Origin of the sequence: Roseobacter cerasinus, from assembly GCF_009811755.1 — a bacterium.
Classification (GTDB): Bacteria; Pseudomonadota; Alphaproteobacteria; order Rhodobacterales; family Rhodobacteraceae; genus Roseobacter; species Roseobacter cerasinus.
In genome coordinates this window covers 96,047-119,869 of record NZ_BLIV01000003.1, presented here as the reverse complement: position 1 = coordinate 119,869, position 23,823 = coordinate 96,047, and the positions used below count along the sequence as shown (strand labels likewise).

Genomic DNA, 23,823 nt, shown 5'->3' with positions numbered 1-23,823 from the left:
GAGAGACGACATGGGTATTCTCGAAGTCAAAAACGTCGGCAAGCGCTTTGGAGGCCTTCAGGCGCTGGGGGATGTGAATCTCTCGGTCAAGGAGAACTCGGTGCATGCGATCATCGGGCCCAATGGGGCGGGTAAGTCGACGCTGCTCAATTGCCTCGTTGGCAAGCTGATCCCCGACACCGGGTCGGTCATGTTCGATGGCCAATCGGTGCTGGGGCGCAAGCCTTACGAGATCAACCAGATGGGCATTTCCCGCGTGTTCCAGACACCGGAAATCTTCGCCGATCTGAGCGTGATGGAGAACATGATGATCCCCTGCTTCGCCAAGCGCGACGGAGCATTTCAACTCAACGCCATCTCCTCGATCCCGTCGCAGAAAGACATGATCGAACGCGCGGAACACATGTTGGAAGACATGAACATGGCCGACAAGCGTGAGATGCACGCCGGGTCCCTCTCGCGCGGCGACAAGCGGCGGCTGGAGATCGGCATGTGCCTCAGCCAGGAGCCACGCCTGCTGCTGCTCGACGAGCCGACGGCTGGCATGGCGCGGGCCGACACGAACAACACCATCGACCTGCTGAAACAGATCAGCGAGGAGCGCGACATCACCATCGCGATTATCGAGCACGACATGCATGTGGTGTTCAGCCTCGCCGAGCGGATCACCGTGCTGGCGCAAGGCACCCCGCTGGTCGAGGACACGCCGGACAACATCAAGGGCAACCCGAAAGTGCGCGAAGCCTATCTGGGCGAGACCCAGGAGGCCGCGTAGAGGCTCAGCCAGGGGTGTCCTGAAAGCCCACCCCACCTGCTGGCACAGACATCAGAGCAGGCAGGTACGGTGGGCCTTCGGGCCACCGCCTCGGCAGGTCAGACAAGGAGACGAACAATGAATGTGAAACCGGATTTCTCCAAACACGCCAACCACGCGGCCACCGCGCCGGCGTTCCTCTCCGTCTGGGACATGCATGCCTATTACGGCGAAAGCTACATCGTGCAGGGCATTAGCTTTAACGTGCACGAAGGCGAGATCCTCGCGCTTCTGGGCCGCAACGGCGCAGGGAAAACCTCGACGCTGCGCGCCATCGCGCGGCTGGGCGACCCGGAAGTGAAACGCGGCGAAATCTGGCTCGACCACCAGCCGCTGCACAGCATGTCGAGCTATCAGGCCAGCCAGGCGGGCCTTGGCCTCGTGCCCGAAGACCGGCGCATCATTGCGGGCCTGACCGTCGAGGAAAACCTCAAGCTCGCCCAGATCGCCCCGCCCATCGGTTGGTCGCTGGAGCGGGTCTATGACCTCTTTCCGCGCCTGCACGAGCGTCGCACCCAGGAAGGTGTGACGCTCTCGGGCGGTGAGCAGCAGATGCTGGCCATCGCCCGGGCGCTCTGCCGCGACATCAAAGTGCTGCTGCTGGATGAGCCCTACGAGGGCCTCGCCCCGGTGATCGTGGATGAGATCGAAAAGACCCTGCGCGTGATCAAGGAGCAAGGCATCACCACGATCCTCGTGGAACAGAACGCCGTGCGCGCCTTGCAACTGGCGGACCGCGCCGTCATCCTCGACACCGGCGGCATCGTGTTTGATGGCACCGCCTCCGAGGTGTTGGAGAACAAAGAGCTGCGCGAAGAGTATCTGGCGATCTAGCGCGCCTGACGAAAACCTCCGACCTGGCCCTGACCTGAGGCGTTGAAATCTTAGACTTCAGACCGAATGAGGGTCTTCGGGTGTTGTGCATGACGCTTTGGCAGTTGGCGCTACCGGAGAAGCGACAGGGCCGACCCGGAGACGCTGGCTGTCACACTGGCCGCAGCGACGTGCTGGCGGGTCTCCACAAAGACCGACACATTGTCGTTGGTCGGAGATGACACGCTGACGGTTTCATGCGCCCAGACCGTGGTCTTCGATGCCGTCACAAGGAGGCGGCCGCGCTCAATGTCCTCCTTCATCTCGGCAATCATGTCCTTGCGCATGCCCAGAAGCTCCATCTCCGTGGTGCTCCGGGAAATGGCGCGCATGCGTTCCTGCAAATCGCCACCCGTTGTGTCGAACAAGGCCAGCTTCGCCAATTCGATCTCTGCCTCCATCAATTTGGCGGCGCGGACAATGGCCAGCTTTGCGTCCGTCTGATCGGCAATGGCCTGATCGACCATAAGACCCAGCTTCTCGTTTTCCGCCTCAATCTCTCCCGCCCGGCTTGAGGCGTCCAAGGCCTTCAACGCGTCGATCGTCGAATTCAGCGCCCCGGCATAGGCCTCAGCGCCCTCTCTGACCTCTGTGGGCAGGGCCGACCAGCCGTCGGTCTGCATGAGCTGAGAGAGGTTGACGTCCTCGGGCAGCGGCTCCCCGGTGCTCGCCTCGATCACGTCGCGCAGGGAGGCGGAGAGCGCCTTGATCTCCTGCCGGAGTTGGTCCTGCACCTCGACGACAAAGGCACGCCGCATGTTGTCCGAGGATACGGGCCGTGTGGGATCGCTGTAAAACCCGGCGGCACTGGCTGAGGGCGCGCTCCCCACCGAGATCTGCGGCCCGTGTACATCCTGGCCCTCCCCAAACCGCGCAAAGCTGATGGCGGTCACCTCACGGACTGTACCGGTTTGGAACCCGCTCATCTGTGTCGAAAACTGTCTGGCAAAACCTGAAATCTGCACGGCGCTCTCCTCACATAAGCGGCAGCTGTCATGCTTTACACAAAGCTGCTGCACTGGGGGTCAGCGGGTTCTCCGGCCTCCTAAGATAGTGCCCAACATCTGTTTCGTCTTCCTTAACGCCGTCCGAAATCATGAGCGCTGTTGCGGGCGTAAGGCCTATCGACGTGCGAGGAGCTGCCGTAGGTCGGTTTTCAACACTTTGCCGTAGTTGTTCTTGGGCAGCGCGTCGATTTGGATGTAATCCTTGGGTCGCTTGAACCGCGCGATGTTCTCAAGGCACAGCTGATCCAGCCGTGCGGGATCCGCCTGCCCCACCACAAAAGCCACCACCTCCTCACCCCATTCGGCATGTGGACGGCCTACGACAGAGACTTCCTGCACTTGCGGGTCCATCAACAGCACCTCCTCCACCTCGCGGGGGTAGATGTTGGAGCCGCCGGAAATGATCATATCCTTCGAGCGGTCCTGCATCGTGACATAGCCATCCGCATCCATGACCCCCATGTCGCCGGTCATCAGCCACCCATTCACCAGCGCCTTGGCCGTCGCCTCCGGGTTCTGCCAATAGCCGGGCATCACCGTGTCACCACGGACCATGATCTCGCCCTGCGTGCCTGCGGGCAGCGGCTGGCCATCGGCATCGCCAATCGCAACCTCCACGGCGGATTGCGCGCGCCCAACCGATTGCAACCGCGCGCGCCAGTTGGGATGGGCGCGGTCAGCCACATCCGCGCGAGGGAGGGCGGTGATGCCCATGGGGCACTCACCCTGCCCATAGATCTGCACGAAGATCGGGCCGAAATGGTCGACCGCCTCGATAATGTCCGCGTTGTACATCGGGCCACCCGCATAGACGATGGTGCGCAGGCCCTCCCCCCGCACATCTGCTGCCTTGGCCGCCTCCGTCAGACGCTTGACCATTGTGGGGGCGGCAAACATCTGCACGTTGTCGAAGGCTGCGGCCAGATCGAAGATCTCCACCGGGTCGAACCCACCCGACGGCGGGCACACATGCCGCGCCCCGGCCCGCACATGCATCATGTTGTAGATCCCGGCCCCGTGGCTCATTGGGGCGGCATAGAGCGTCGTGTCCTCAGGCTGCACCACATCCGCATCATGATTGTAGCAGAGGCTCATGGCGGTCAGCATGCGGAAGGTCATCATGACCCCCTTGGGCTTGCCTGTGGTGCCGGAAGTATAGAAGAGCCAGGCGATGTCCGACGCTGCGCGCGGCACCGGTGCGGCCAGCGGATCATGCACACAGATCACATCGAAAGCGTGCCCGGGGGCAACAATCACGGGCACGGTGACCTCGGCCTCCGCCAGCGTCTCGGCCAGCCCGGCACTGGCAAAGACCACAGACGCGCCTGCGTTGCCCAGAATATAGGCGGCCTCGCGCCCATGCAGCTTGGCGTTGATCGGCACCACAACCGCGCCCGCGCACCAGATGCCGTAAAAGGCTATCAGATACTCCGGGCAATTGCCCATGAAAATCGCCACGCGGTCTCCCGGTCCGACACCCCGGGCTTTGAGCGCCCCGGCGATGGCCCGCGCCCGCGCCCAGAACTCCCCATATGTGGCCACCAGATCCCGGCCGGCATAAAGCGCGGGCCGCTCCGGCGTCGCCAATGCCGTGCGTTCCAACCAAAGCGCAAGGTTCATCGCCACCCCTCCCCGCAACCACTCTACGCGGCGCGAGTGGTGCTGCAAGAGGCGGGTTTTCATGCCCAGACCCTTCGCCTATAACGAATCCGCAGGAACAAGAGCCGCAGGCAAGAAGGCTCCCCCCGAAATGGTCGAGGACTTACATGACAAAAAAGAACCATGATGCCGATGTGGCCTTCATTCAGGCCCTGGCCGAATTGCTGCGGGAAAACGATCTCACCGAATTGCAAGTCAAGCGGGACTACGGGGCGGATGACAGTCTGAATGTTCGCGTGAGCCGCCATTTACAACAACAGGTGGTGAGCCAGGTCACTGCAGCGCCAGCCCCGGTGGCAATGGAAGCCCCGGCCGCAAGTGCACCGCCCGCCCCCGCCGCCGCCGAGACCAGCGAAGACCCCGCCAACCACCCCGGGGCCGTCACATCGCCGATGGTTGGCACCGTCTATATGCAGGCTGAACCCGGTGCGCCCAGTTTTATCTCGGTCGGCGCCAGCGTGGACGAAGGCGACACGCTGCTCATCGTCGAGGCGATGAAGACAATGAATCACATCCCCGCCCCGCGCGCAGGGACCGTCAAACGCATTCTCGTGGAAGACGGGGCTGCGGTGGAGTTCGGAACACCGCTTGTGATCCTCGAATAAGGGGGCACCCATGTTCAACAAGATCCTGATTGCCAACCGCGGCGAGATCGCCCTGCGGGTTGTACGCGCCGCACGTGAGATGGGCATCGCCAGCGTCGCCGTACATTCCACTGCTGACAGTGACGCAATGCATGTGCGCATGGCGGATGAGAGCGTCTGCATCGGCCCGCCGTCGAGCACGCAAAGCTATCTGTCGGTCCCCGCCATCATCGCCGCTTGCGAAGTCACCGGCGCGGAAGCCATTCATCCCGGTTATGGCTTTCTGTCTGAGAATGCCGGTTTTGTTCAGGTGGTCGAGGACCACGGGCTGACCTTCATCGGCCCCACGGCAGAGCACATCCGCGTCATGGGTGACAAGATCACCGCCAAGGACACGATGAAGAAGCTTGGGGTGCCTTGCGTGCCCGGGTCCGAGGGCGGTGTTGCCTCTGTTGAGGAGGCCAAGAAGATCGGCGAAGAGTTCGGCTATCCGGTGATCATCAAGGCCACGGCAGGCGGCGGCGGGCGCGGCATGAAGGTCGCGCAGAATGCCGAGGAGATGGAGAAAGCCTTCCTCACCGCGCGCGCCGAGGGCAAGGCGAACTTCGGCAATGATGAGGTCTATATCGAGAAGTACCTCACCACGCCACGCCACATCGAAATTCAGGTCTTTGGCGACGGCAAGGGCCGCGCGGTGCATCTGGGTGAGCGGGATTGCTCCCTGCAACGGCGCCACCAGAAGGTCTTTGAAGAGGCCCCCGGCCCGTCCATTTCCGCCGAAGAGCGCGCCGCCATCGGCAAGACATGCGCCGATGCTGTGGCGCGGATCAACTACACCGGCGCGGGCACCATCGAGTTCCTTTACGAGAACGGCGAGTTCTATTTCATCGAGATGAACACCCGCCTGCAGGTGGAACATCCGGTGACCGAAGCCATCTTTGACGTCGATCTGGTGCGTGAGCAGATCCGCGTGGCCGCTGGCATGGAGATGTCGTTCCAGCAGGAGGATCTGCAGATCAACGGCCACGCCATCGAGGTGCGCATCAACGCCGAGAAGCTGCCGAACTTCGCGCCCTGCCCCGGGCGCATCACCCAGTATCACGCGCCTGGTGGCCTTGGCGTGCGGATGGATTCGGCGCTCTATGACGGCTATTCCATCCCGCCCTATTACGACAGCCTGATCGGCAAGCTCATTGTACACGGGCGTGACCGGCCCGAAGCGCTGGCGCGCCTGAATCGCGCGTTGGGTGAGCTGATCGTTGATGGGGTGGACACCACGGTACCGCTCTTCCATGCGCTCTTGCAGGAAGAGGACGTGCTGACAGGCGGCTACAACATCCACTGGCTGGAGCATTGGCTGGAGACCAATCTCGGCGGCAGCTGAGCGCATGCGGCTGACCCCGGATGTGCTGATGCAAGGCTACGCCACGGGGATCTTTCCCATGGCCGAACACCGCGACGATCCGGATATCTTCTGGGTCGACCCACAGCGGCGGGGGGTCCTGCCACTGAACGGGTTTCACGCCTCACGCTCCCTGCGCCGGACGATGCGCAAGACCACATTCGACATCAGCATCGATCGCGACTTTGAAGGCGTGGTTGATGGCTGCGCCGACCGCGTCGATACCTGGATCAACGCGGAAATCCGCAGTCTTTACATCACGTTACACCGTAACCACAAAGCCCATTCGCTGGAGGTCTGGGACGGTCCTATGCTGGTTGGCGGCGTCTACGGTGTGGTGCTGGGGGCGGCGTTTTTCGGGGAAAGCATGTTCTCGCGCCGGCCCAACGCCTCAAAAATAGCTCTGGCCTGTCTGGTGGACCGTTTGGCCGATGGCGGCTTCAAGCTCTTTGACACCCAGTTCCTGACCGAGCATCTCGCATCGCTCGGGGGCGTCGAGGTCTCTCGCGCCACGTACCATCAAGCGCTGGACGCCGCACAGCAGCTGCCCGCCAGTTTCACCGCGCCGCCGCTGCGCAGCCCTCAGGAGGTGGTGCAGCGCATGACCCAGAGGTCATAGCGCGCGTGATCCATGGCCGAAAGCGCAGGCGCCGAGGCGACCATCCAGCCCGAGAACACCGTGCCGCCGCGCAGAGCATCCGCGACCTCAAGCGCCGCAAAGGCATCGCCAGAGGGGTTGCCCACGGGAAACCGGCAGGAGGTCAGCGTGATCCGCAGTTGCTCAAAAGCCGCCGTTTGGCCGGACCGCAGTTCAATATCATAGACCTGACCGCTGATCTTATCGAGGCCGCGCAAGATCGCCCCGTCCGCCTCGCTGACCTGCTGCGCGCCAGCGGCGCCCGCCACCAGACCCGACGCCAGCGCCAGCCGCAGCATCATTCGGACGATCCGCTCACGAATTTCAGCAGCAAGGAGACGAGGCTCACAGCGCCCTGCGTGTCCTCGATGGTGTCGCCCGCCTCGAAAAAGAACGGCGAGCCACCCGGCACAATCTCGACGAAGTTGCCACCCAGCAGCCCCTCGGAGGAAATCACGATGGCACTGTCATCGGGGATTTCGATCCCGTTCTGCACGGCGACAACCGTGTCGGCGCGGTAGGTTTCCGGGTTCAGATCAACATTGGCGACCTGACCGACCCGAACACCCGCCAGCCGCACATCCGTGCCTACGCTCACACCCTCAAGACTGCGAAAGCTGGCCTCTAGCGGATATGTGGCCGAACTTGTCGAAAAATCAGACACTTGTGCCGCATAGACCACAAACCCGGCAGCCAGAGCCAAGACGCCTGCGCCCACAAGCACTTCGGTGGTATTTTCCGCCATGGCTTACTCCGGCGTCCAAGCGTCGTAGTCGCTGCGCGGCGCCGGATCACTGCGCCGGATCGAACCTTTCGGCGCATAGGCGAGCGCCGTCCCGGTCAGGTTCTCCTGATGCGGCTTTTCCCAGGCCTTGCGCGGCAGTGGTGCCTCGGTGGGGGCCGCATCCCAGGTGTGGTGCAGCCAGCCGTGCCACTCCGGATCCACGCGGCTGGCTTCGGCCTCGCCATTGTAGATCACCCAGCGGCGCGACTTATCTGCATTCTCGTAAAAGACATTGCCCTGACTGTCCTCGCCCACCTTGACGCCCTTGCGCCAGGTCCAAAGCTGCGTGTTCAGGGTCTGGCCATTCCACCAGGTCACCGCACGCAGGATTGATGTCAGTAGTCCCATGAAGACCTCCGGTCAGACTGTTGCATCACATATGGCGGATCGCGCGGCAAACGTCCAGTTTGATGCGCGGCTTTTCACCGGGCATCGGGCAGGACCGCGGTCACCTCGATCTCGATCCGATCTTCCGGTGTGATCAAACCGCATTCGATCATCGTGGCTGCAGGCGGATTGTCCCCAAAGGCCTCGCGTAGCATGGGCCAGCAGGCCGGAAACTCCTCGCGGTCCGGCAGCATGTAGGTCACCCGCACCACATGAGCAAAATCGGTGCCCGCCTCAGCCAGTGCGGCGCCAATGATCTCCAGGGCCGAGCGGCATTGCTCAATGGCCGTGGTGCCATGGCCGACTGTGCCCGCAACATGCACCCAGCCGTTCGCCACAACGGCCCGGCAGTAGCCCACTTTGGGTTCAAACTCCCCACCTGAGGAGATACGTTGAATGCTCATATTCAGCTCCAATCCCTGTCGTTACACTTTGGCGCTGCGCTTTGATGTCCCCCTTGCGGTTGCCGCCAGCGCCCAGCAAAAAAGGCGGGTTCGATGCCCGCCTTTTTTGCACGTCTCCTATAGGGTCCGCCTAGCTTGCGCTGGCTGGTTCCTTCTCCGCGTCTGCGTGGATCATCAAAGGTGCTGAGTCAGAGTTCACCGCCTCCTCATTCACCACAACCTCGGTCACACTATCCAATCCCGGCAGGTCGAACATCGTATCCAGCAGAATATCTTCGAGGATAGACCGCAGGCCCCGCGCACCGGTTTTGCGTTCAATTGCCCGTTTGGCAATCGCAGAGAGCGCATCATCCGTGAAGGTCAGCTGCGTGTCTTCCAGCTCAAAGAGCCGCTGATACTGCTTCACCAGCGCGTTCTTCGGCTGGGTCAGGATCGTGACCAGCGCATCCTCATCCAGATCCTCCAGCGTTGCCAGAACCGGCAAACGACCGACAAATTCCGGGATCAGACCAAATTTCAGCAGGTCTTCCGGCTCCAGATCGGTGAAGATCTCGCCCACGCCGCGCTCATCCTCATCGCGGACATCCGCGCCAAAGCCCATGGCGGAGCCTTTGCCGCGCTGCGCGATGATCTTGTCGAGGCCCGCGAAGGCTCCACCGCAAATGAACAGGATGTTCGTGGTGTCCACCTGCAGAAATTCCTGCTGCGGATGCTTGCGCCCGCCCTGTGGCGGCACCGAGGCGACCGTGCCCTCCATCAGCTTCAGCAAAGCCTGCTGCACCCCCTCACCCGACACATCGCGGGTGATCGAAGGATTCTCGGACTTGCGGGTGATCTTGTCGACCTCGTCGATATAGACAATGCCGCGCTGCGCGCGCTCCACATTATACTCTGAGGCCTGCAGCAGCTTGAGGATGATGTTTTCCACATCCTCCCCCACATAACCCGCCTCAGTGAGCGTCGTCGCATCCGCCATCGTAAACGGCACATCCAGAATACGCGCCAGAGTCTGCGCCAGCAGCGTCTTGCCGCACCCAGTTGGACCAATCAGCAGAATGTTCGACTTCGCCAATTCAATGTCGCCGCCCTTCTGCGCGTGGTTCAGACGTTTATAGTGATTGTGCACCGCGACCGAGAGCACTCTCTTGGCCATCGCCTGCCCGATCACATAGTCATCGAGGACCTCGCAGATGTCCTTGGGCGTTGGCACCCCATCGGTCGCCTTGAGCCCCGACGCCTTCGTTTCCTCGCGGATGATATCCATGCAGAGCTCGACACACTCGTCACAGATGAACACCGTCGGGCCCGCGATCAGCTTGCGCACCTCATGCTGGCTCTTGCCACAAAAGCTGCAATAGAGGGTGTTTTTGCTGTCGCCCGTCGTATTCGTCGCCATGTCAACCCTTTCAGGTCTTCTCGTGTGATGGGGCGGCCTGTGCTGCGACCCGCTCCCGATACTTGCTATTATGGCAGCTTAGGATAGCGTTGGCAGGTCCACAATCGCTAATTGGTAAACTGCTCGTGCGGTCCGCTGCCCTGTTTAGCTCTCTTCATCTCCCTTGGCACGGTTCTCCACGATCTCATCGATCAGGCCCCAATCCTTGGCATCTTCTGGCGACATGAAATTGTCCCGCTCCAGTGCTTCCTCAACCTTTTTAAGGGTTTGGCCGGTGTGCTTGACGTAGATCTCGTTCAACCGCGTCTTGAGCTTCTGGGTCTCCTGCGCATGGATCATGATGTCCGTGGCCTGACCCTGATAGCCGCCCGAGGGCTGGTGCACCATCACGCGGGAGTTCGGCAGCGAAAACCGCATGCCCGCCTCACCTGCTGTCAAAAGCAGCGATCCCATGGAGGCTGCCTGCCCAATGACCAGCGTGGAAACCTTGGGTTTGATGTACTGCATCGTGTCGTAGATCGAGAGGCCCGAGGTCACCACGCCGCCAGGGCTATTGATGTACATGCTGATTTCCTTCGACGGGTTTTCCGCCTCAAGATGCAGCAGCTGTGCCACGATCAGCGACGACATCCCGTCATGCACCGGACCGGAGAGGAAGATGATCCGCTCCTTCAAAAGGCGCGAGAAAATGTCATAGGCGCGCTCGCCCCGGCTCGTCTGCTCCACCACCATGGGCACAAGCGTATTCATATAGGTGTCGATAGGATCGTTCATGTGGGATTGCCTGTCAGTTGGTGTTCGCGGGACCATACCCGACGAACGGTTACGCAAAGCTTAGTGCTGGCGCCGGGGGGCTGCAAGAGGCGGATTCCATCTGGGCGGGAGGGATTGATCCCGGGTTCTCTCCAGCTAGATGCGCCGGGATGACAGCGCTAAAGACCTTCCCGCCGACCCGCACCGCCGCTTTGGAAAAACTGACGGCCTTCCTGCCCCGCGCCGGGCGCGACTACGCCGCACGGCGCAACTATGATCTTGGCCCAGGCCAGCACCACGGGGTATCGATGCTCTCCCCTTATCTGCGCTGTCGGCTGATCACTGAAGAAGAGGTCTTGCAGGCCGTGCTCGGTCGCCATTCAGTGCAGGCTGCCGAGAAATTCATCCAGGAGGTCTTCTGGCGCACCTACTGGAAAGGCTGGCTCGAGCTGCGGCCCGGCGTCTGGCAACAATACCGGCACGATCTGTTGCGGCACTGGAACGCTGTGCAAACGCAATCCGGGCTCCGTACCCGCTGGGAAGAGGCGTGCCAGGGTCAGACAGGCATCGACTGTTTCGATGCCTGGGCAGAAGAGCTGGTGACGACGGGCTATTTGCACAACCACGCCCGCATGTGGTTTGCCTCCATCTGGATCTTCACACTGGACTTGCCCTGGGAACTTGGCGCGGATTTCTTCCTGCGCCACCTTCTCGATGGCGACCCCGCATCGAACACGCTCAGCTGGCGCTGGGTGGCTGGCATCCAGACGGTCGGCAAAACCTATCTCGCGCGTGCAGACAACATCGCCAAATACACCGAAGGTCGGTTCGGAGCGCCAGGGCGCCTGGCCGGGCATGGCGCAGCCATGCCCGGCCAGGCGCCCCCCGCCCCCCGCATCCTGCCGCAACAAACACGGCCAGCGTCGGACAAGCGCACCGGGCTGCTGTTGCACCCGGAAGACCTCAGCCCCGGCTTTGTGGTAGACGGCATCGACATCGCAGCCACCGGTTTGATGATGGACCCGGGCGCGGCCAGCCCGCTGACCGCCACACCACATGTGGCAGAGTTCCGAAACACGGCTTTGCAAGAGGCCGCCGCCCGCTGGGGGCAGCGATTGGGCGAGGTCACACCAGATCTCACAACCGCATCGCAAATCTGTGACTGGGCCCGGTCAGCAGACCTGGATCAGATTGTGACAGCCTATGCCCCCGTGGGCCCCACTGCGGATCTCCTGACCGACCTCATGGACCGGCCAGACGTGCCACCCCTGCACCAGATACGCCGCAGCTACGACAGCGCCGCCTGGCCCCATGCCACCAAAGGGTTCTTCCCGTTCAAAAAGAAGATCCCGACCTTGCTTTCCCGCCTCAGTTGATTTCGCGCGCAGGTTGCTGTTACTCTTTCGCGGGGCCTCCAAAAACAGCAGTGATCCGTCATAAGGGCGTTACAAGCGCCGGGCAGATCAAGCGAGAACTCACGCGGCACGGATTCGGTGCCGCGCCCCTAATGAACGCCACCGACAGAGGAAGCACATGGACCGTAAAGCGATCATCAACGACCCGGAACACGGCAACAAGGCCGAAGCCTTTGAGGCCTTCGACGACATCCCGACAAACCCGAACCTGAGCCGGACCATTGGCGACGTGATCAACAGCCGCTATGGCCGCCGCGACATGCTGAAAGGCATGTTGGGTGTGACAGCCACCACCGCGCTCTTCGGAACGTCCGCGATGATCGCGCCCAAACAGGCTGCGGCTGCAGCAGGCGCCAGCCGCTATACCTTTGACGAACTGTCGTGGGGCAATGACGAAAAGCACCACATCGCCGAAGGCTACAACGCCGACATCCTGCTGCGCTGGGGCGACCCGATCACCGCTGATGCACCTGAATTCGACGTGATGAACCAGACTGTCGAGGCGCAGCTCAAGCAGTTTGGCTATAACAACGACTATGTGGGCTTCACCGCGCTGAACGACGAGGGCACCCGTGGTCTGCTTTGCGTGAACCACGAGTACACCAACGAGGAAGTCATGTTCCCCGGCCTCGGCCGTCAGGACCGCGACGGCTTCAAAGGCATGACCAAGGAGCTGGTGGACATCGAGATGGCCGCGCATGGTGGCTCTGTCGTGGAAATCGCACAAGGCGCGGACGGCAAATGGGCGCTGGTGCGCGACAGCCAATACAACCGCCGCATCACCCCCTTCGACACCGAAATGGTGCTGGATGGCCCTGCCGCCGGTCACGACCGGATGAAGACCAATGACGATGCGTCCGGGCTCGCCGTGATCGGTACGATCAACAACTGCGCTGGCGGCATGACGCCCTGGGGCACCTACCTGATGGCGGAAGAGAACTTCCACGGCTACTTCTGGACTGACGAGGTCGACGCGGACGGCAAACCCGACATCTCTGGCCAGGCCGAAGCGGCGCAGATGAAGCGCTACGGCGTGCCCGGCGGCTGGTACGCCTGGGGCAAGTACTACGACCGGTTCAACATCGACAAAGAGCCAAATATGCCGAACAAATACGGCTGGATTGTCGAAGTGGACCCGCGCAATCCCGATGCGAAACCGATCAAGCACACCGCTCTGGGCCGCTTCCGCCACGAAGGCGCGGAAACCACCGTGTCGAAGGAGGGCAAGCTGGTCATCTATTCCGGCGACGACAACCGCTTTGACTACCAGTACAAATATGTCTCGGGCGGTAAGATCACCGATGAGACAGCTGTCTTCGGCTCCTCGCTCTTCTCCGACGGCACGCTCTATGTGGCGCGGTTTGAGGAGGATGGCGTGGTCAACTGGCTGCCACTGGTGCATGGGGAAGGCCCGTTGACCGCAGAGAACGGCTTCAACGACCAGGGCGATGTGATGATCGACACGCGTATCGCTGCCGACCTGCTGGGTGCCACACCGATGGACCGCCCGGAAGACGCACAGCCCGGTCCGAACGGCACAGCCTACCTGATGCTGACCAACAACACCCGTCGGACTGCCGAGCAGGTGAACGCGGCGAACCCGCGTCCCGAAAGCTCCTTTGGTCACATCATCGAGATCAAGGAAGACGGCGAAGACCACGCAGCCACCAAAGGCACCTGGTCGATCCTGGTGAAATGTGGTGATCCGACCATCGAAGAGGTCGGCGCCCAGTGGAACCCGGAAACCTCCGAGAACGGCTGGTTCGGCTCGCCCGATAACGCCGCGATGGACGCGGATGGACGCCTCTGGATCTCGACCGATCAGGGCTCCGGCTGGGGCAAGACCGGCAAATCCGACGGTCTCTATGCGCTGGAAACGGACGGCGAGCTGCGCGGGCACTCCAAGCTCTTCTTCCGCTGCCCTGTGGGCGGGGAGCTCTGCGGCCCCTACTTCCACGACAGCGGCGAGACCCTGTTCCTCGCCGTACAACACCCCGGCACGGATGGCACCAAGGACTTCAAGGGCTTCGAGCGCAATTCGACCTTTGAAGACCCAGCGACCCGCTGGCCCGACTTTGACCCCGCCATGCCACCGCGCCCATCTGTGGTGGTGGTCACCAAGCAAGGAGGCGGCAAGATCGCCATCTAGGCGCCCACCAGGCGCCGGGGCCTCGATGGCCCCGGCGCCTGGACTCTGTTTGTTAAAGCTATTTTCAATGCGCAGAAGGGTCCGCAATCCCCCCGCGGACCCTTCTTTTTTGTCGTGGCGCGCGGTGCGACGCACCCCCTGATCGCGCCGGGGATTTGATTGCACAACACACCGTCTGCGCATAGCAAAGGCGCATGGATAGAAAATGCGCATTGATCACAGGTGCGGCCCGCGGGATTGGGCTGGCGACCGCAAAGATACTCAGCGATCGGGGTTGGGCCGTCGCCATGGTTGATAGGGACGCCCCTGCGCTGGCCGACGCGGCCCAGGTTGTGCCCGACGCCCACAGCTTTGCCTGCGATGTCTCTGACCCCGTGGCCGTTGCCCAGCTGCTCCGCGATTTAACAGATCAATTCGGACAGCTCGATGCGCTGGTCAACAATGCGGGCATCGCAGACTTTGGCCCCATCTCAGAGACAGATTTCGACCGTTGGCGCCGCGTGATGGCCACCAATCTCGATGGTGTGTTCCTGATGAGCCAGGCCGCCCTGCCCGCCCTGAAAAAGAGCCGTGGGGCCATCGTCAATATCGCCTCAATCTCAGGGCTGCGCGCCTCCACACTGCGGGTGGCCTATGGCACCTCAAAGGCCGCCGTGATCCACCTCACCAAGCAACAGGCGGCGGAACTGGGCGAGCACGGCATCCGCGCCAACTGCGTCTGCCCCGGCCCGGTGCGTACAAAACTGGCGATGGCGGTGCATACACAGGACATCATCGACGCCTATCACGATGCGATCCCGCTCAACCGCTACGGCACCGAAGATGAAGTCGCCGCCGCCATCGCCTTTCTGTGCAGTGCCGAGGCCTCGTACATCACCGGGCAAATCCTCGCCGCAGACGGCGGGTTCGAGGCGACAGGCGTGGGTCTGCCTGCGTTGCGCAAATAGCCTCCGTCCAGAGCTACTTTGTGGCAGTCGACTGATTTACCGGATGCGCTGCTCCGTCTTGGCGTCAAATACGTAGCCACGCCGCGTCTCGAACGTGATGTCGACCGTGTCACCTTCACTCGCCCGCTCGTCGCCGCGTTCTTCGACGATGATCCGCTCACCTGTCGGCGTGTCGAGGTGCAGGTAGCTCACCCCACCAAGCGCCTCGGACAACTCCGCCTTCAACGCACCCTGCCCCATCTGCACGTCGATATGCTCGGGCCGGATGCCGAAGACGACAGGCGTACCAATAGCGGGCAGCGTGGCATCAACAGCCACAGTGCGGCCCAGCCCGGGAACGTCGATCCCATCCTCGACCACGGTGCCATTGAGAAAATTCATCGCGGGCGAGCCGATGAAACCGGCCACGAACTTGTTGTCCGGGTCGCGGTAAAGCTCCAGCGGCGCGCCCACTTGCTCGATATTGCCAAGACGCAGCACCACGATCTTGTCGGCCAGCGTCATCGCCTCGACCTGATCGTGGGTCACATAGATCATCGTGGCGCCGATTTCCTTGTGCAGCCGGGCGATCTCCACCCGCATCTCGACACGCAGCTCGGCGTCTAGGTTCGACAGGGGTTCGTCAAAGAGGAAGACTTCGGGGCCCCGCACGATGGCGCGGCCAATGGCGACCCGCTGGCGTTGCCCACCGGAAAGCGCCTTGGGCTTACGGTCAAGGTATTGATCCAGCTTGAGAATGTCGGAGGCCTTTTGCACCTTCTCGTCAATCTCACCCTTGGGCACGCCGTTCATCTTGAGCCCGAAGCCCATGTTGTCCTTGACCGACATATGCGGGTAGAGCGCGTAGGTCTGGAACACCATCGCCACCCCGCGCTCGGACGGGTCCATGCGCGTCACGTCGCGGGGGCCAATGGCGATCTTGCCGTCACTGGTTTCCTCCAGCCCCGCGATCATCCGCAAAAGCGTGGACTTGCCGCAGCCCGAGGGGCCCACAAAGACGCAGAACTCGCCGTCCTCGATCTGCAGGTCGATCCCGTGGATCACCTGCACATCGCCGTAGCGTTTGATGGCCTGGTTCAGTGTCACGCCTGTCATGATTTAGGTCCCCGTGTGTTGAAAGTGGGTGTCTGGAAAGCGCCAGGTCTGCGCTTCTTGCGCGATGGCCTCAGCCGTGCGTTGAAGGCGCGGGGCCCAGCGTTCCAGCTGCTCAAGATCGGTGGCCTGCAGCGCGCCGGTGATCGACATCGCGCCCAGCACCCGGCCGGTCGCGGTCAGGATTGGATGCGCAATGCAGATGATGCCGGGCTCGTGCTCTTCGCGGTCGAAGGCGTAGCCGCGGGAGCGAATCGCGGCCAGCTCGGCGCAGAGCGCCTCGGGCGTCGTATAGGTGTGCGCGGTGAAGCGGTGAAAGCTCTGCTGCGCAATCACCCGCTCCAGATGCTCCTCCGGCAGGAAGGCCAGCATCGCCTTGCCAACGCCCGTGCAATAGGCCGGGCCGACCTTGCCTGCGTCCGAGAACATCTCGACCGGCTGGGCGGCGTTGCGCTTGTCCACATAGAGCACTTGCGCATTGTCGAGCTGCGCCAGGTGCACCGTCTGCCCGGTCTCGGCGCTGAGCTTATCGAGGAACGGGCGCGCGAGCGGCGCGAGCGAGCTTTGCGTCCAGGCGGCATGGGCGAGCCGGACGAGCCGCACGCCAAGCGCGTAGGTCTGACGCTCCGGGTCGTACTCCAGCATGCCCTGGTTCGTCAGCGTCTGCAGAAACCGGTAGAGCGTCGCCTTGGGAAAATCGCTCTCAGCCAGCAGCGTCGCAAAGCGCACAGGCTGGCCGTATGCGGCCACCTGATCCAGAACGTCCAATGCTTTGCCAACCGTGCCGTCGCCGGACATAGGCTTCCTCCCGTTGTGCGCGAACCACCTGCGTTTCGGAAAATCACCGACAAACCAGTGGTTTGTAAGGTTTTCCGCCTCCGTGCAGGCTGCGCCGTGCCGTCAGTTTCCCGAAGAACACTGTTGACAGGCTAAGCAGATTGCGCTGTAGTTTTCAATATATAAAACTCGGTTTCAAATAATGGAACTCATTATGGGCGCCGGGGAGGACATACACGCACGTACCTGAGGGAGGACACCATGCGTTTCACCACCAAGACAATGCTCATGGCATTGGCGGGATCCACCATGCTTGCCGGCGCTGCGGCGGCTGAGCTGACTGGGGATCTGACAATTTTCCTCGACACATCGAACCCGGCGCCCCGCGCGACCATGGAAGCGATGATCGCGGATTTTCAGGAGTTGCATCCTGATCTGAACATCGAGACCACCATCATCGACCGCGACGCCTATAAGACGCAGATCCGCAACTTTCTGACGGCGGATGCGCCGGATGTGGCCACGTGGTACGCGGCCAACCGGATGACGCCGTTTGTCGAAGCGGGTCTGTTCGAGGATGTCTCTGACCTGTGGCAGGAGCCCGAGATTGCCGAGGCGCTGGCCTCCACCAAAGGGGCGATGACCATTGACGACAAACAGTGGGGCGTGGCCTACACCTACTACCAGTGGGGCATCTACTACCGCAAAGACATCTACGACGAATTGGGGCTGTCCGAGCCTGTGAACTTCGACGAGATGAAGTCGAACTGTGCGGCGATCATCGAGTCGGGCCGCAAGTGCTACACCATCGGCACCAAGTTCCTCTGGACCGCGGGCGGTTGGTTCGACTACTTAAACATGCGGACGCATGGCTTTGATTTCCATATGGAATTAGCCCAGGGCAAGGTAAAGTGGACCGATGACCGCGTGCGCCAGACCTTCGCCAACTGGCGCGAGCTGATCGACATGGGCGCCTTTGTCGAGAACCACCAGAACTACAGCTGGCAGGAATCGCTGCCCTTCATCGTGAACGGCGAAGCCGCCGCGATCCTGAAAGGCAACTTTGCCGTGGCACCGCTGCGCGAAGCGGGTCTGGATGACAGCAAGCTGGACTTCTACCAGTTCCCGGAAATCACGGCAGGCATCGCGCTGGCGGAAGACGCGCCGACGGATACCTTCCACATCCCGGCCAACGCCAAGAATAAGGACAACGCCCGGGAATTCCTGCGCTATGTGGTCTCGGCCAATGTTCAGACTGAGATCAACAGCGGTGAAAACCTTGGCCAACTGCCGGTGAATGCAAAATCCGCCGTGGATGACGACAAGTTCCTGAACGAGGGCTTTGCGATGCTGTCCGAGAACTCTCCGGGTGGTGTGGCGCAGTTCTTTGACCGGGATTTCCCGGCGGAAATGGCCAATGAAGCCATGCAGGGTCTGCAGGAATTCATGGTCTTCCCGGACAACCTCGACGACATCCTCAACCGCCTCGATAAGGTCCAGGAGCGCGTCTACAACTAGGTGCAACGCCAAGCCGGGGGGCGCGGGGCGGCGCGCGAAGCGCGCCGCCCCGCGCCCCCCGGCCCCCGCCCGAGCGTTTCGCGAGGGCCCATGATACCGCTACAGCGGCACGCTCCGCAGGAGACCAATCATGACCGACGCCCCCGCCGTTCCCAGCACTGCCCTTCCCGCCCGTGGCTGGTACAAGCGTAACGAAATTGCGGTCACGCCCTGGCTGTTCCTCGCCCCGGCGATCCTGTTCTTTGCCTTCTATGTGATCTGGCCGATCTACCAGTCGATTGCGATCTCCTTCTACGACTGGGACGGTCTGGGCGAGGCGCGCTATGTGGGCATGGCGAACTACGTCGAGCTGATGGACGACTCTGCCTTTGAAGTGTCCCTGTGGAATAACCTCAAGTGGCTGCTGCTCTATCTGTTGGCGATCCCGGGCGGGCTCTTCATTGCGCTCTTCCTGAACCAGACCGTCACGGGCATTCGCATTTATAAATCTCTGTTTTTCTTTCCGTTTGTGCTGTCCCAGGTGGTTGTGGGCCTCGTCTTCTCCTGGTTTTACCTGCCGAATGAGGGGCTGTTGAACGGGGTGCTGGGCCTTGTTGGGCTCGGACCGGTCAACGTGCTTGGCGACCCCACGATGGCGACCTATGGCATTATCGCCGCGGGCCTCTGGCCACAGACGGCGTACTGCATGATCCTCTATCTCACCGGTCTGAACGCCGTAGACCCCGAGCAGATCGAAGCCGGGCGCCTGGATGGGGCCAAGGGCTGGCGGATGCTCTGGTACATCATCATTCCGCAGCTGCGCCCTGCCACCTTCATCGCATTTGTGGTGACCATCATCGGCGCGCTGCGGAGCTTTGACCTTATCTCGATCATGACCAACGGCGGGCCGTTCGGGCAGACGCGGGTGCTGAGCTTTTACATGTTCGAGAAGGCGCTCAGCGAATATGGCTTCCGCATGGGCTATGGCGCGGCCATCGCGGTGGTGCTGTTCCTGATCATGCTGGTCTTCATTGCCTATTTCCTGTGGTCCATGTGGTCCGAGGAGAAGGGCCGATGAACGCGTTGCGGCGTCGTGACGCCTCTGGCGGGAGTATTTGTCGAAGAATGAAGGGAGCGCGCGCATGACCCGGCCCGAGTTCGATGACCTCTGCGCGGTGCAGCCCGGCGCTGTGTTGTCTGGCCCTGGGGAGCTGGATGCCTGGAAGATCGGCGGCAAGATGTTTGCCTGCTTTGGGCACACCGATCAGCGTGCGACCAATGATGATCATGTGGTGGTGCGCTGTGCCGATACCGAGATGGCGCGCATGCTGATCGAGAGCGGGGCGGCGGGAAAACCCGCCTATTTCCGCGGCGCCTGGGTGCGGCTGGACCTGCCGACGCTGGACCCGGAAGAGGCCAAGCACCGCGTGGCCGTCTCCTACACAACCATTCGCGGCGGCCTGACCAAGACGGCGCAGGCCGCGCTGCCGCCCCTGCCGGAGGAGTGCTGAGATGTTCCCGACACCGATTGAAAAAACCCCACGCTCCTGGCAGCTGACCTATCAGTCGCTCTTGCCCGTCGCATTGATCATGTGGCTGCTGCCGCTGATCGCCGTCGCTGTCTTCTCGGTCAAACCGGCGGTGGATTTCACCCAAGGGAATTATTGGGGGCTGCCCTCGTCCTTTGAGCTCTTCAACAACTACGGGCAGGTGTTTTTCAACTCCGACATGCCGCGCTACATGCTGAATTCGGTGCTGATCACGGTGCCGACGGTGATCGGCGCGGTGGCGCTGAGCTGTCTGGCGGGCTTTGCCCTAGGCATCTACAAGTTTAAGTCGAACATCTGGGTCTTCTTCATGTTTGTGGCAGGCAACTTCGTGCCCTTCCAAATCCTGATGGTGCCGGTGCGGGACTTGACGCTCGACATGGGGCTTTACAACACCAAGACGGGTCTGGTGCTCTTTCACATCGCCTTCCAGACCGGCTTTTGCACGCTCTTCATGCGCAACTTCATCCGTGCGCTGCCCTATGAGCTGGTCGAGGCGGCGCGGGTCGAGGGCATCGCCGAGTGGAAGATCTTCTGGTACGTGGTCATCCCGTTGATGAAGCCTGCGATTGCGGCCCTTTCGGTGCTGATCTTCACCTTCATCTGGAATGACTATTTCTGGGCGGTGGTGCTGACACAGGGCCCCGAAAGCCAACCGGTCACGGCGGGGATCACCAGCTTCAACGCGCAATTCCGTGCGGCCTATCACCTGATGAGCGCGGGCTCGATTGTGGCCGCCCTGCCCCCGGTGCTGATGTTCTTCCTGATGCAGAAGCACTTCATCGCAGGTCTGACCCTGGGGGCCGTAAAGTGACAACACACTGGCGTCTGGACGATGATCGCCAGACCTTGGTCCTTGCCTCCACAGGCGGACGCTGCCCCCAGGTGATCTATTGGGGGCCGCCGCTGCCTGAGGGGGAGGATCTGGCGCAACTGGCAGCCGCTGTGACGCTCGACGTCACGGGCGGTATGCTGGATGAAAACCCGGATCTATCAATCTGCCCCGAGGCATCGCGCACCTTCCCCGGCCAGCCCGGGTTGATCGTGCGCGACAGCGATGGTGCGCCGCTTTTGCCTGCGTTCAAGCTGCGCGAGGTGGTAGAGGCCGGGCAACACCTGACCGTGACTTGCGAGGATGCCCGGAACCGGCTGACTTATACGGCGGATTTCGTGTTGGACCCGGACACGCATGTGATCGCGCTCTCGGCGCGGATCAATTCCGACCGGCCCCTGCACCTGCACTGGCTAGCGGCGCCTGTGCTCCCCGCGCCGCAGCAGTCGGATGAGGTGATCGACGTGGCGGGGCGTTGGTGTGGCGAGTTCCAGCTCAACCGCACCGCCTGGTCGCCCGGCATCCGCTATCGCGAAAACCGCACAGGGCGCACGGGTCATGAGCATTTCCCGGGGCTGATCGTGCCTTGCCGGGGCGCGACCAATGCGACAGGCGAGGCCTTTGCCTTTCACTACGGATGGTCCGGTGGTCACCGGATGATCGCTGAAGAACTCCCGGATGGTCGCCGGCAAATCCAGTTCGGACATGCCGCCCGGATGGAGACGGCCCCCAGCACCGAGTTCCGCACAGCGCCGCTTTATGCCGTCTATTCGTCCGATGGGTTCAACGGCTGTGCGGTGTCCTTCCAGCGGCACCTGCGGGATCGGATCGTGACCTGGACGAAACCGGGCCGCCCGCGCCCGGTGCATTACAACTGCTGGGAGGCCGTTTACTTCGCCCATGATCTGCCAGTGCTGAAAGACATCGCGACCCGAGCCGCAAGCCTCGGCGCGGAACGCTTTGTGCTGGACGATGGCTGGTTTGGGCAGCGGGACGATGACACCTCCTCGCTCTCGGATTGGGAGGTGGACCCGCGTAAGTATCCGGACGGGCTGGGCCCGCTGATCGACCATGTGCATGGGCAGGGCATGGCCTTTGGCATCTGGTTTGAACCGGAGATGATCAACCCCGACAGCAATATTCACCGCGCCCATCCCGACTGGGCGCTGGGGGCCGAAGACCAGATCCTCGGGCGTCAGCAGAAGGCGTTGAACATGGGGCTCCGCGAGGTACGGGAGTTCCTTTACGAGCGGATTTCGGCGCTGCTGCGCGCGCATCCCATCGACTATATTAAGTGGGATCACAACCGGGTGCTGCCCGCGCCCGATGCAGATCAGACGCGCGGCTCCTACGCACTGATCGACCGGCTGCGCAGCGACTTCCCGGATGTGGAGATCGAAAGCTGTGCCTCGGGCGGCGGACGCATCGACTTTGGCATCTTGAGCCGCACACAGCGGGTCTGGCTTTCGGACAGCAACGACGCGTTGGAGCGGCTGCACATGCAGCACAACGCGGCCCTCTTCCTGCCCGCCGCCGTGACCGGCAGCCATGTGGGCCCGCGCAAATGCCACACCTCGGGGCGCATCCTCGATATTTCCTTCCGCGCCTGGGTGGCGGCCCAGCGGCATCTGGGGTTCGAGATGGACCCGCGCGAGTTGACTGAGCATGAGGCGGAGGTGCTGCGTGACGTGACCAGCTGGTGGAAGGAAAACCGCGACTGGATGTACGGGGCGGATATCCTGCGGCTCGATGCCACCGACACCTCGGTGATCGCCGAGCAGCAGATGACTCGCGACGGCAGTCAATTCGTGATCTTCGCGGGCAAGTCCGGCACCTCGCGCCAGATCGCACCGCGCCCGCTGCGGCTCACACGGCTGGACCCGGACGCACGCTATGAAATCAGCCTGCGAAATCGCGCGGATGCCACCGAGTTGTCGCGCGGCAGCCCGGCGTTGAAAGACGGGCCGCTGACCCTGACCGGGGCCGCGCTGATGCACAATGGGATCGCCCTGCCCTGGAGCTATCCCGAAACCCTTTGGGTGCTGGAGGGCAAACGGCTATGACCCTTTCGCACGCGACTGACGAGGTATCCTCATGACCAAAACAGCCACATTCCACGATCTAGAAGGCGCGTCCGTCTATATCACCGGCGGCGGCTCCGGTATTGGCGCAGACCTGACGGATGGGTTCCTGGCACAAGGCGCGAAGGTCGCTTTCATCGGGCGCTCGGATGCCAGCGCCTTTGTCGACGAGATGGAGGCCAAGCACGGTAGCCGCCCGCTGTTCTTCCAGGGCGACATCACGGACACCGAAGGCCTTCAACGCAGCATCGCTGAAGCCGCCGAGGCGCACGGTCCGATCCATACGCTGGTCTCCAATGCAGCGAATGACAAGCGGCATAACTGGAAGGACGTGACCTCGGAGGAATGGGACTTCCTGATGTCGGTCAACCTCAAGGCCTATTTCTTTGCCGCGCAAGCCGTGGCCCCGATGATGCAGGAGCGCGGCGCAGGCTCCATCATCAACTTCAGCTCGATCAGCTACATGATGGGGAACACGGGCTACCCGGCCTATACGGCGGCGAATGGTGGCATCACCGCCCTGACTCGCAGCCTTGCGCGCGAGTTGGGGCCGGACGGCATCCGCGTGAATGCGCTGGCCCCCGGCTGGGTGCTGACGGAAAAGCAGCTGGACAAATGGGCGACACCCGAGGGCCTGGCCGCGCATCTGGAGCGGCAGTGCCTGAAAACCCACCTCGCGCCGCAGGATATTGTCGACGCGGTGCTGTTTCTGGCCTCGAACACCAGCAAGATGATGACGGGGCAGTGCATGGTCGTCGACGGCGGCGTTGTGACGACAGGGTAAGG

The 23,823-nt window shown here is 62.2% G+C and carries 24 protein-coding genes; 14 read left to right on the top strand and 10 right to left on the bottom strand.

Features of this window, described 5'->3' with window-relative positions; all coding sequences use genetic code 11:
* The first annotated feature begins 10 nt into the window (after window positions 1-10).
* Window positions 11-775: an ABC transporter ATP-binding protein gene (locus So717_RS08110; protein WP_159975883.1), complete on the top strand. Its 765-nt coding sequence runs from the start codon at window positions 11-13 to the stop codon at window positions 773-775.
* Window positions 776-892: 117 nt separating this feature from the next.
* Window positions 893-1,648: an ABC transporter ATP-binding protein gene (locus tag So717_RS08105; protein ID WP_159975881.1), complete on the top strand. Its 756-nt coding sequence runs from the start codon at window positions 893-895 to the stop codon at window positions 1,646-1,648.
* A 110-nt stretch (window positions 1,649-1,758) separates the two neighbouring features.
* On the opposite strand, the gene So717_RS08100 is transcribed toward So717_RS08105, so the two are convergent.
* Together So717_RS08100 and So717_RS08095 are read right to left on the bottom strand one after the other, a co-directional pair.
* Window positions 1,759-2,613, bottom strand: coding sequence for a hypothetical protein (locus tag So717_RS08100; RefSeq protein WP_159975879.1), 855 nt, complete (start codon window positions 2,611-2,613; stop codon window positions 1,759-1,761).
* Between the two features lie 195 nt (window positions 2,614-2,808).
* Window positions 2,809-4,314: a class I adenylate-forming enzyme family protein gene (locus tag So717_RS08095; protein ID WP_159977088.1), complete on the bottom strand. Its 1,506-nt coding sequence runs from the start codon at window positions 4,312-4,314 to the stop codon at window positions 2,809-2,811.
* 146 nt (window positions 4,315-4,460) lie between these two features.
* Between So717_RS08095 and accB the strand changes: the two genes are divergently transcribed.
* The 3 genes from accB to aat are packed head-to-tail and all read left to right on the top strand — an operon-like array spanning window position 4,461 to window position 6,958.
* A complete protein-coding gene (gene accB / locus So717_RS08090; RefSeq protein WP_159975877.1) occupies window positions 4,461-4,958 on the top strand; it encodes an acetyl-CoA carboxylase biotin carboxyl carrier protein in 498 nt (165 codons plus the stop codon).
* Between the two features lie 10 nt (window positions 4,959-4,968).
* A complete protein-coding gene (gene accC / locus So717_RS08085) occupies window positions 4,969-6,321 on the top strand; it encodes an acetyl-CoA carboxylase biotin carboxylase subunit (RefSeq protein WP_159975875.1) in 1,353 nt (450 codons plus the stop codon).
* 4 nt (window positions 6,322-6,325) lie between these two features.
* Window positions 6,326-6,958 carry a leucyl/phenylalanyl-tRNA--protein transferase gene (gene aat, locus So717_RS08080; RefSeq protein ID WP_159975873.1) on the top strand — a complete coding sequence of 211 codons (633 nt, stop codon included), beginning with the start codon at window positions 6,326-6,328 and terminating at the stop codon, window positions 6,956-6,958.
* On the opposite strand, the gene So717_RS08075 is transcribed toward aat, so the two are convergent.
* The 6 genes from So717_RS08075 to So717_RS08050 all read right to left on the bottom strand — a co-directional run bounded on the left by So717_RS08075 (window position 6,922) and on the right by So717_RS08050 (window position 10,721).
* Window positions 6,922-7,278, bottom strand: a complete 357-nt coding sequence (locus So717_RS08075) for a DUF2155 domain-containing protein (RefSeq protein WP_159975871.1) — start codon at window positions 7,276-7,278, stop codon at window positions 6,922-6,924. The genes aat and So717_RS08075 overlap by 37 nt on opposite strands.
* Entirely contained in the window at window positions 7,275-7,721 is a 447-nt protein-coding gene (gene mlaD, locus So717_RS08070) for an outer membrane lipid asymmetry maintenance protein MlaD (RefSeq protein WP_159975869.1), read from the bottom strand. The genes So717_RS08075 and mlaD overlap by 4 nt, the downstream gene beginning before the upstream one ends.
* Window positions 7,722-7,724: 3 nt before the next feature.
* On the bottom strand, window positions 7,725-8,108 hold the full coding sequence (locus tag So717_RS08065; protein ID WP_159975867.1) for an NADH:ubiquinone oxidoreductase subunit NDUFA12: 384 nt from the start codon (window positions 8,106-8,108) through the stop codon (window positions 7,725-7,727).
* 74 nt (window positions 8,109-8,182) lie between these two features.
* Window positions 8,183-8,551: a RidA family protein gene (locus So717_RS08060; protein WP_159975865.1), complete on the bottom strand. Its 369-nt coding sequence runs from the start codon at window positions 8,549-8,551 to the stop codon at window positions 8,183-8,185.
* 130 nt (window positions 8,552-8,681) lie between these two features.
* The gene (gene clpX, locus So717_RS08055) at window positions 8,682-9,947 is read right to left on the bottom strand and encodes an ATP-dependent Clp protease ATP-binding subunit ClpX (RefSeq protein ID WP_159975863.1); all 1,266 of its coding nucleotides are present in this window, start codon (window positions 9,945-9,947) and stop codon (window positions 8,682-8,684) included.
* A 144-nt stretch (window positions 9,948-10,091) separates the two neighbouring features.
* A complete protein-coding gene (locus So717_RS08050) occupies window positions 10,092-10,721 on the bottom strand; it encodes an ATP-dependent Clp protease proteolytic subunit (protein ID WP_159975861.1) in 630 nt (209 codons plus the stop codon).
* A 149-nt stretch (window positions 10,722-10,870) separates the two neighbouring features.
* On the opposite strand from So717_RS08050, the gene So717_RS08045 reads away from it, so the two are divergent.
* The 3 genes from So717_RS08045 to So717_RS08035 all read left to right on the top strand — a co-directional run bounded on the left by So717_RS08045 (window position 10,871) and on the right by So717_RS08035 (window position 15,211).
* On the top strand, window positions 10,871-12,076 hold the full coding sequence (locus tag So717_RS08045; RefSeq protein WP_159975859.1) for an FAD-binding domain-containing protein: 1,206 nt from the start codon (window positions 10,871-10,873) through the stop codon (window positions 12,074-12,076).
* Between the two features lie 157 nt (window positions 12,077-12,233).
* Window positions 12,234-14,264, top strand: coding sequence for a PhoX family protein (locus tag So717_RS08040; RefSeq protein WP_159975857.1), 2,031 nt, complete (start codon window positions 12,234-12,236; stop codon window positions 14,262-14,264).
* A gap of 194 nt (window positions 14,265-14,458) precedes the next feature.
* Window positions 14,459-15,211 carry an SDR family NAD(P)-dependent oxidoreductase gene (locus So717_RS08035; RefSeq protein ID WP_159975855.1) on the top strand — a complete coding sequence of 251 codons (753 nt, stop codon included), beginning with the start codon at window positions 14,459-14,461 and terminating at the stop codon, window positions 15,209-15,211.
* A gap of 36 nt (window positions 15,212-15,247) precedes the next feature.
* Here So717_RS08035 and So717_RS08030 read toward each other — a convergent pair whose 3' ends face one another.
* On the bottom strand, window positions 15,248-16,306 hold the full coding sequence (locus tag So717_RS08030) for an ABC transporter ATP-binding protein (protein ID WP_159975853.1): 1,059 nt from the start codon (window positions 16,304-16,306) through the stop codon (window positions 15,248-15,250).
* A 3-nt stretch (window positions 16,307-16,309) separates the two neighbouring features.
* Window positions 16,310-17,101, bottom strand: coding sequence for an IclR family transcriptional regulator (locus So717_RS08025; RefSeq protein ID WP_159975851.1), 792 nt, complete (start codon window positions 17,099-17,101; stop codon window positions 16,310-16,312).
* 240 nt (window positions 17,102-17,341) lie between these two features.
* On the opposite strand from So717_RS08025, the gene So717_RS08020 reads away from it, so the two are divergent.
* The 6 genes from So717_RS08020 (at window position 17,342) to So717_RS07995 (ending at window position 23,821) form a co-directional block, all read left to right on the top strand.
* Window positions 17,342-18,598 (top strand): ABC transporter substrate-binding protein, encoded by a 1,257-nt coding sequence (locus So717_RS08020; RefSeq protein ID WP_159975849.1) that lies wholly within the window; start codon window positions 17,342-17,344, stop codon window positions 18,596-18,598.
* 130 nt (window positions 18,599-18,728) lie between these two features.
* Window positions 18,729-19,655, top strand: coding sequence for a carbohydrate ABC transporter permease (locus tag So717_RS08015; protein ID WP_159975847.1), 927 nt, complete (start codon window positions 18,729-18,731; stop codon window positions 19,653-19,655).
* 64 nt (window positions 19,656-19,719) lie between these two features.
* On the top strand, window positions 19,720-20,088 hold the full coding sequence (locus So717_RS08010; protein WP_159975845.1) for an MmcQ/YjbR family DNA-binding protein: 369 nt from the start codon (window positions 19,720-19,722) through the stop codon (window positions 20,086-20,088).
* Window position 20,089: 1 nt separating this feature from the next.
* Complete coding sequence (locus So717_RS08005) at window positions 20,090-20,938, top strand: carbohydrate ABC transporter permease (protein WP_159975843.1); 849 nt, start codon at window positions 20,090-20,092, stop codon at window positions 20,936-20,938.
* Window positions 20,935-23,019, top strand: coding sequence for an alpha-galactosidase (locus So717_RS08000; RefSeq protein WP_159975841.1), 2,085 nt, complete (start codon window positions 20,935-20,937; stop codon window positions 23,017-23,019). Before So717_RS08005 ends, So717_RS08000 begins: the two co-directional genes overlap by 4 nt.
* A 31-nt stretch (window positions 23,020-23,050) precedes the next feature.
* Window positions 23,051-23,821: an SDR family NAD(P)-dependent oxidoreductase gene (locus tag So717_RS07995; protein ID WP_159975839.1), complete on the top strand. Its 771-nt coding sequence runs from the start codon at window positions 23,051-23,053 to the stop codon at window positions 23,819-23,821.
* Window positions 23,822-23,823: the final 2 nt, after the last annotated feature.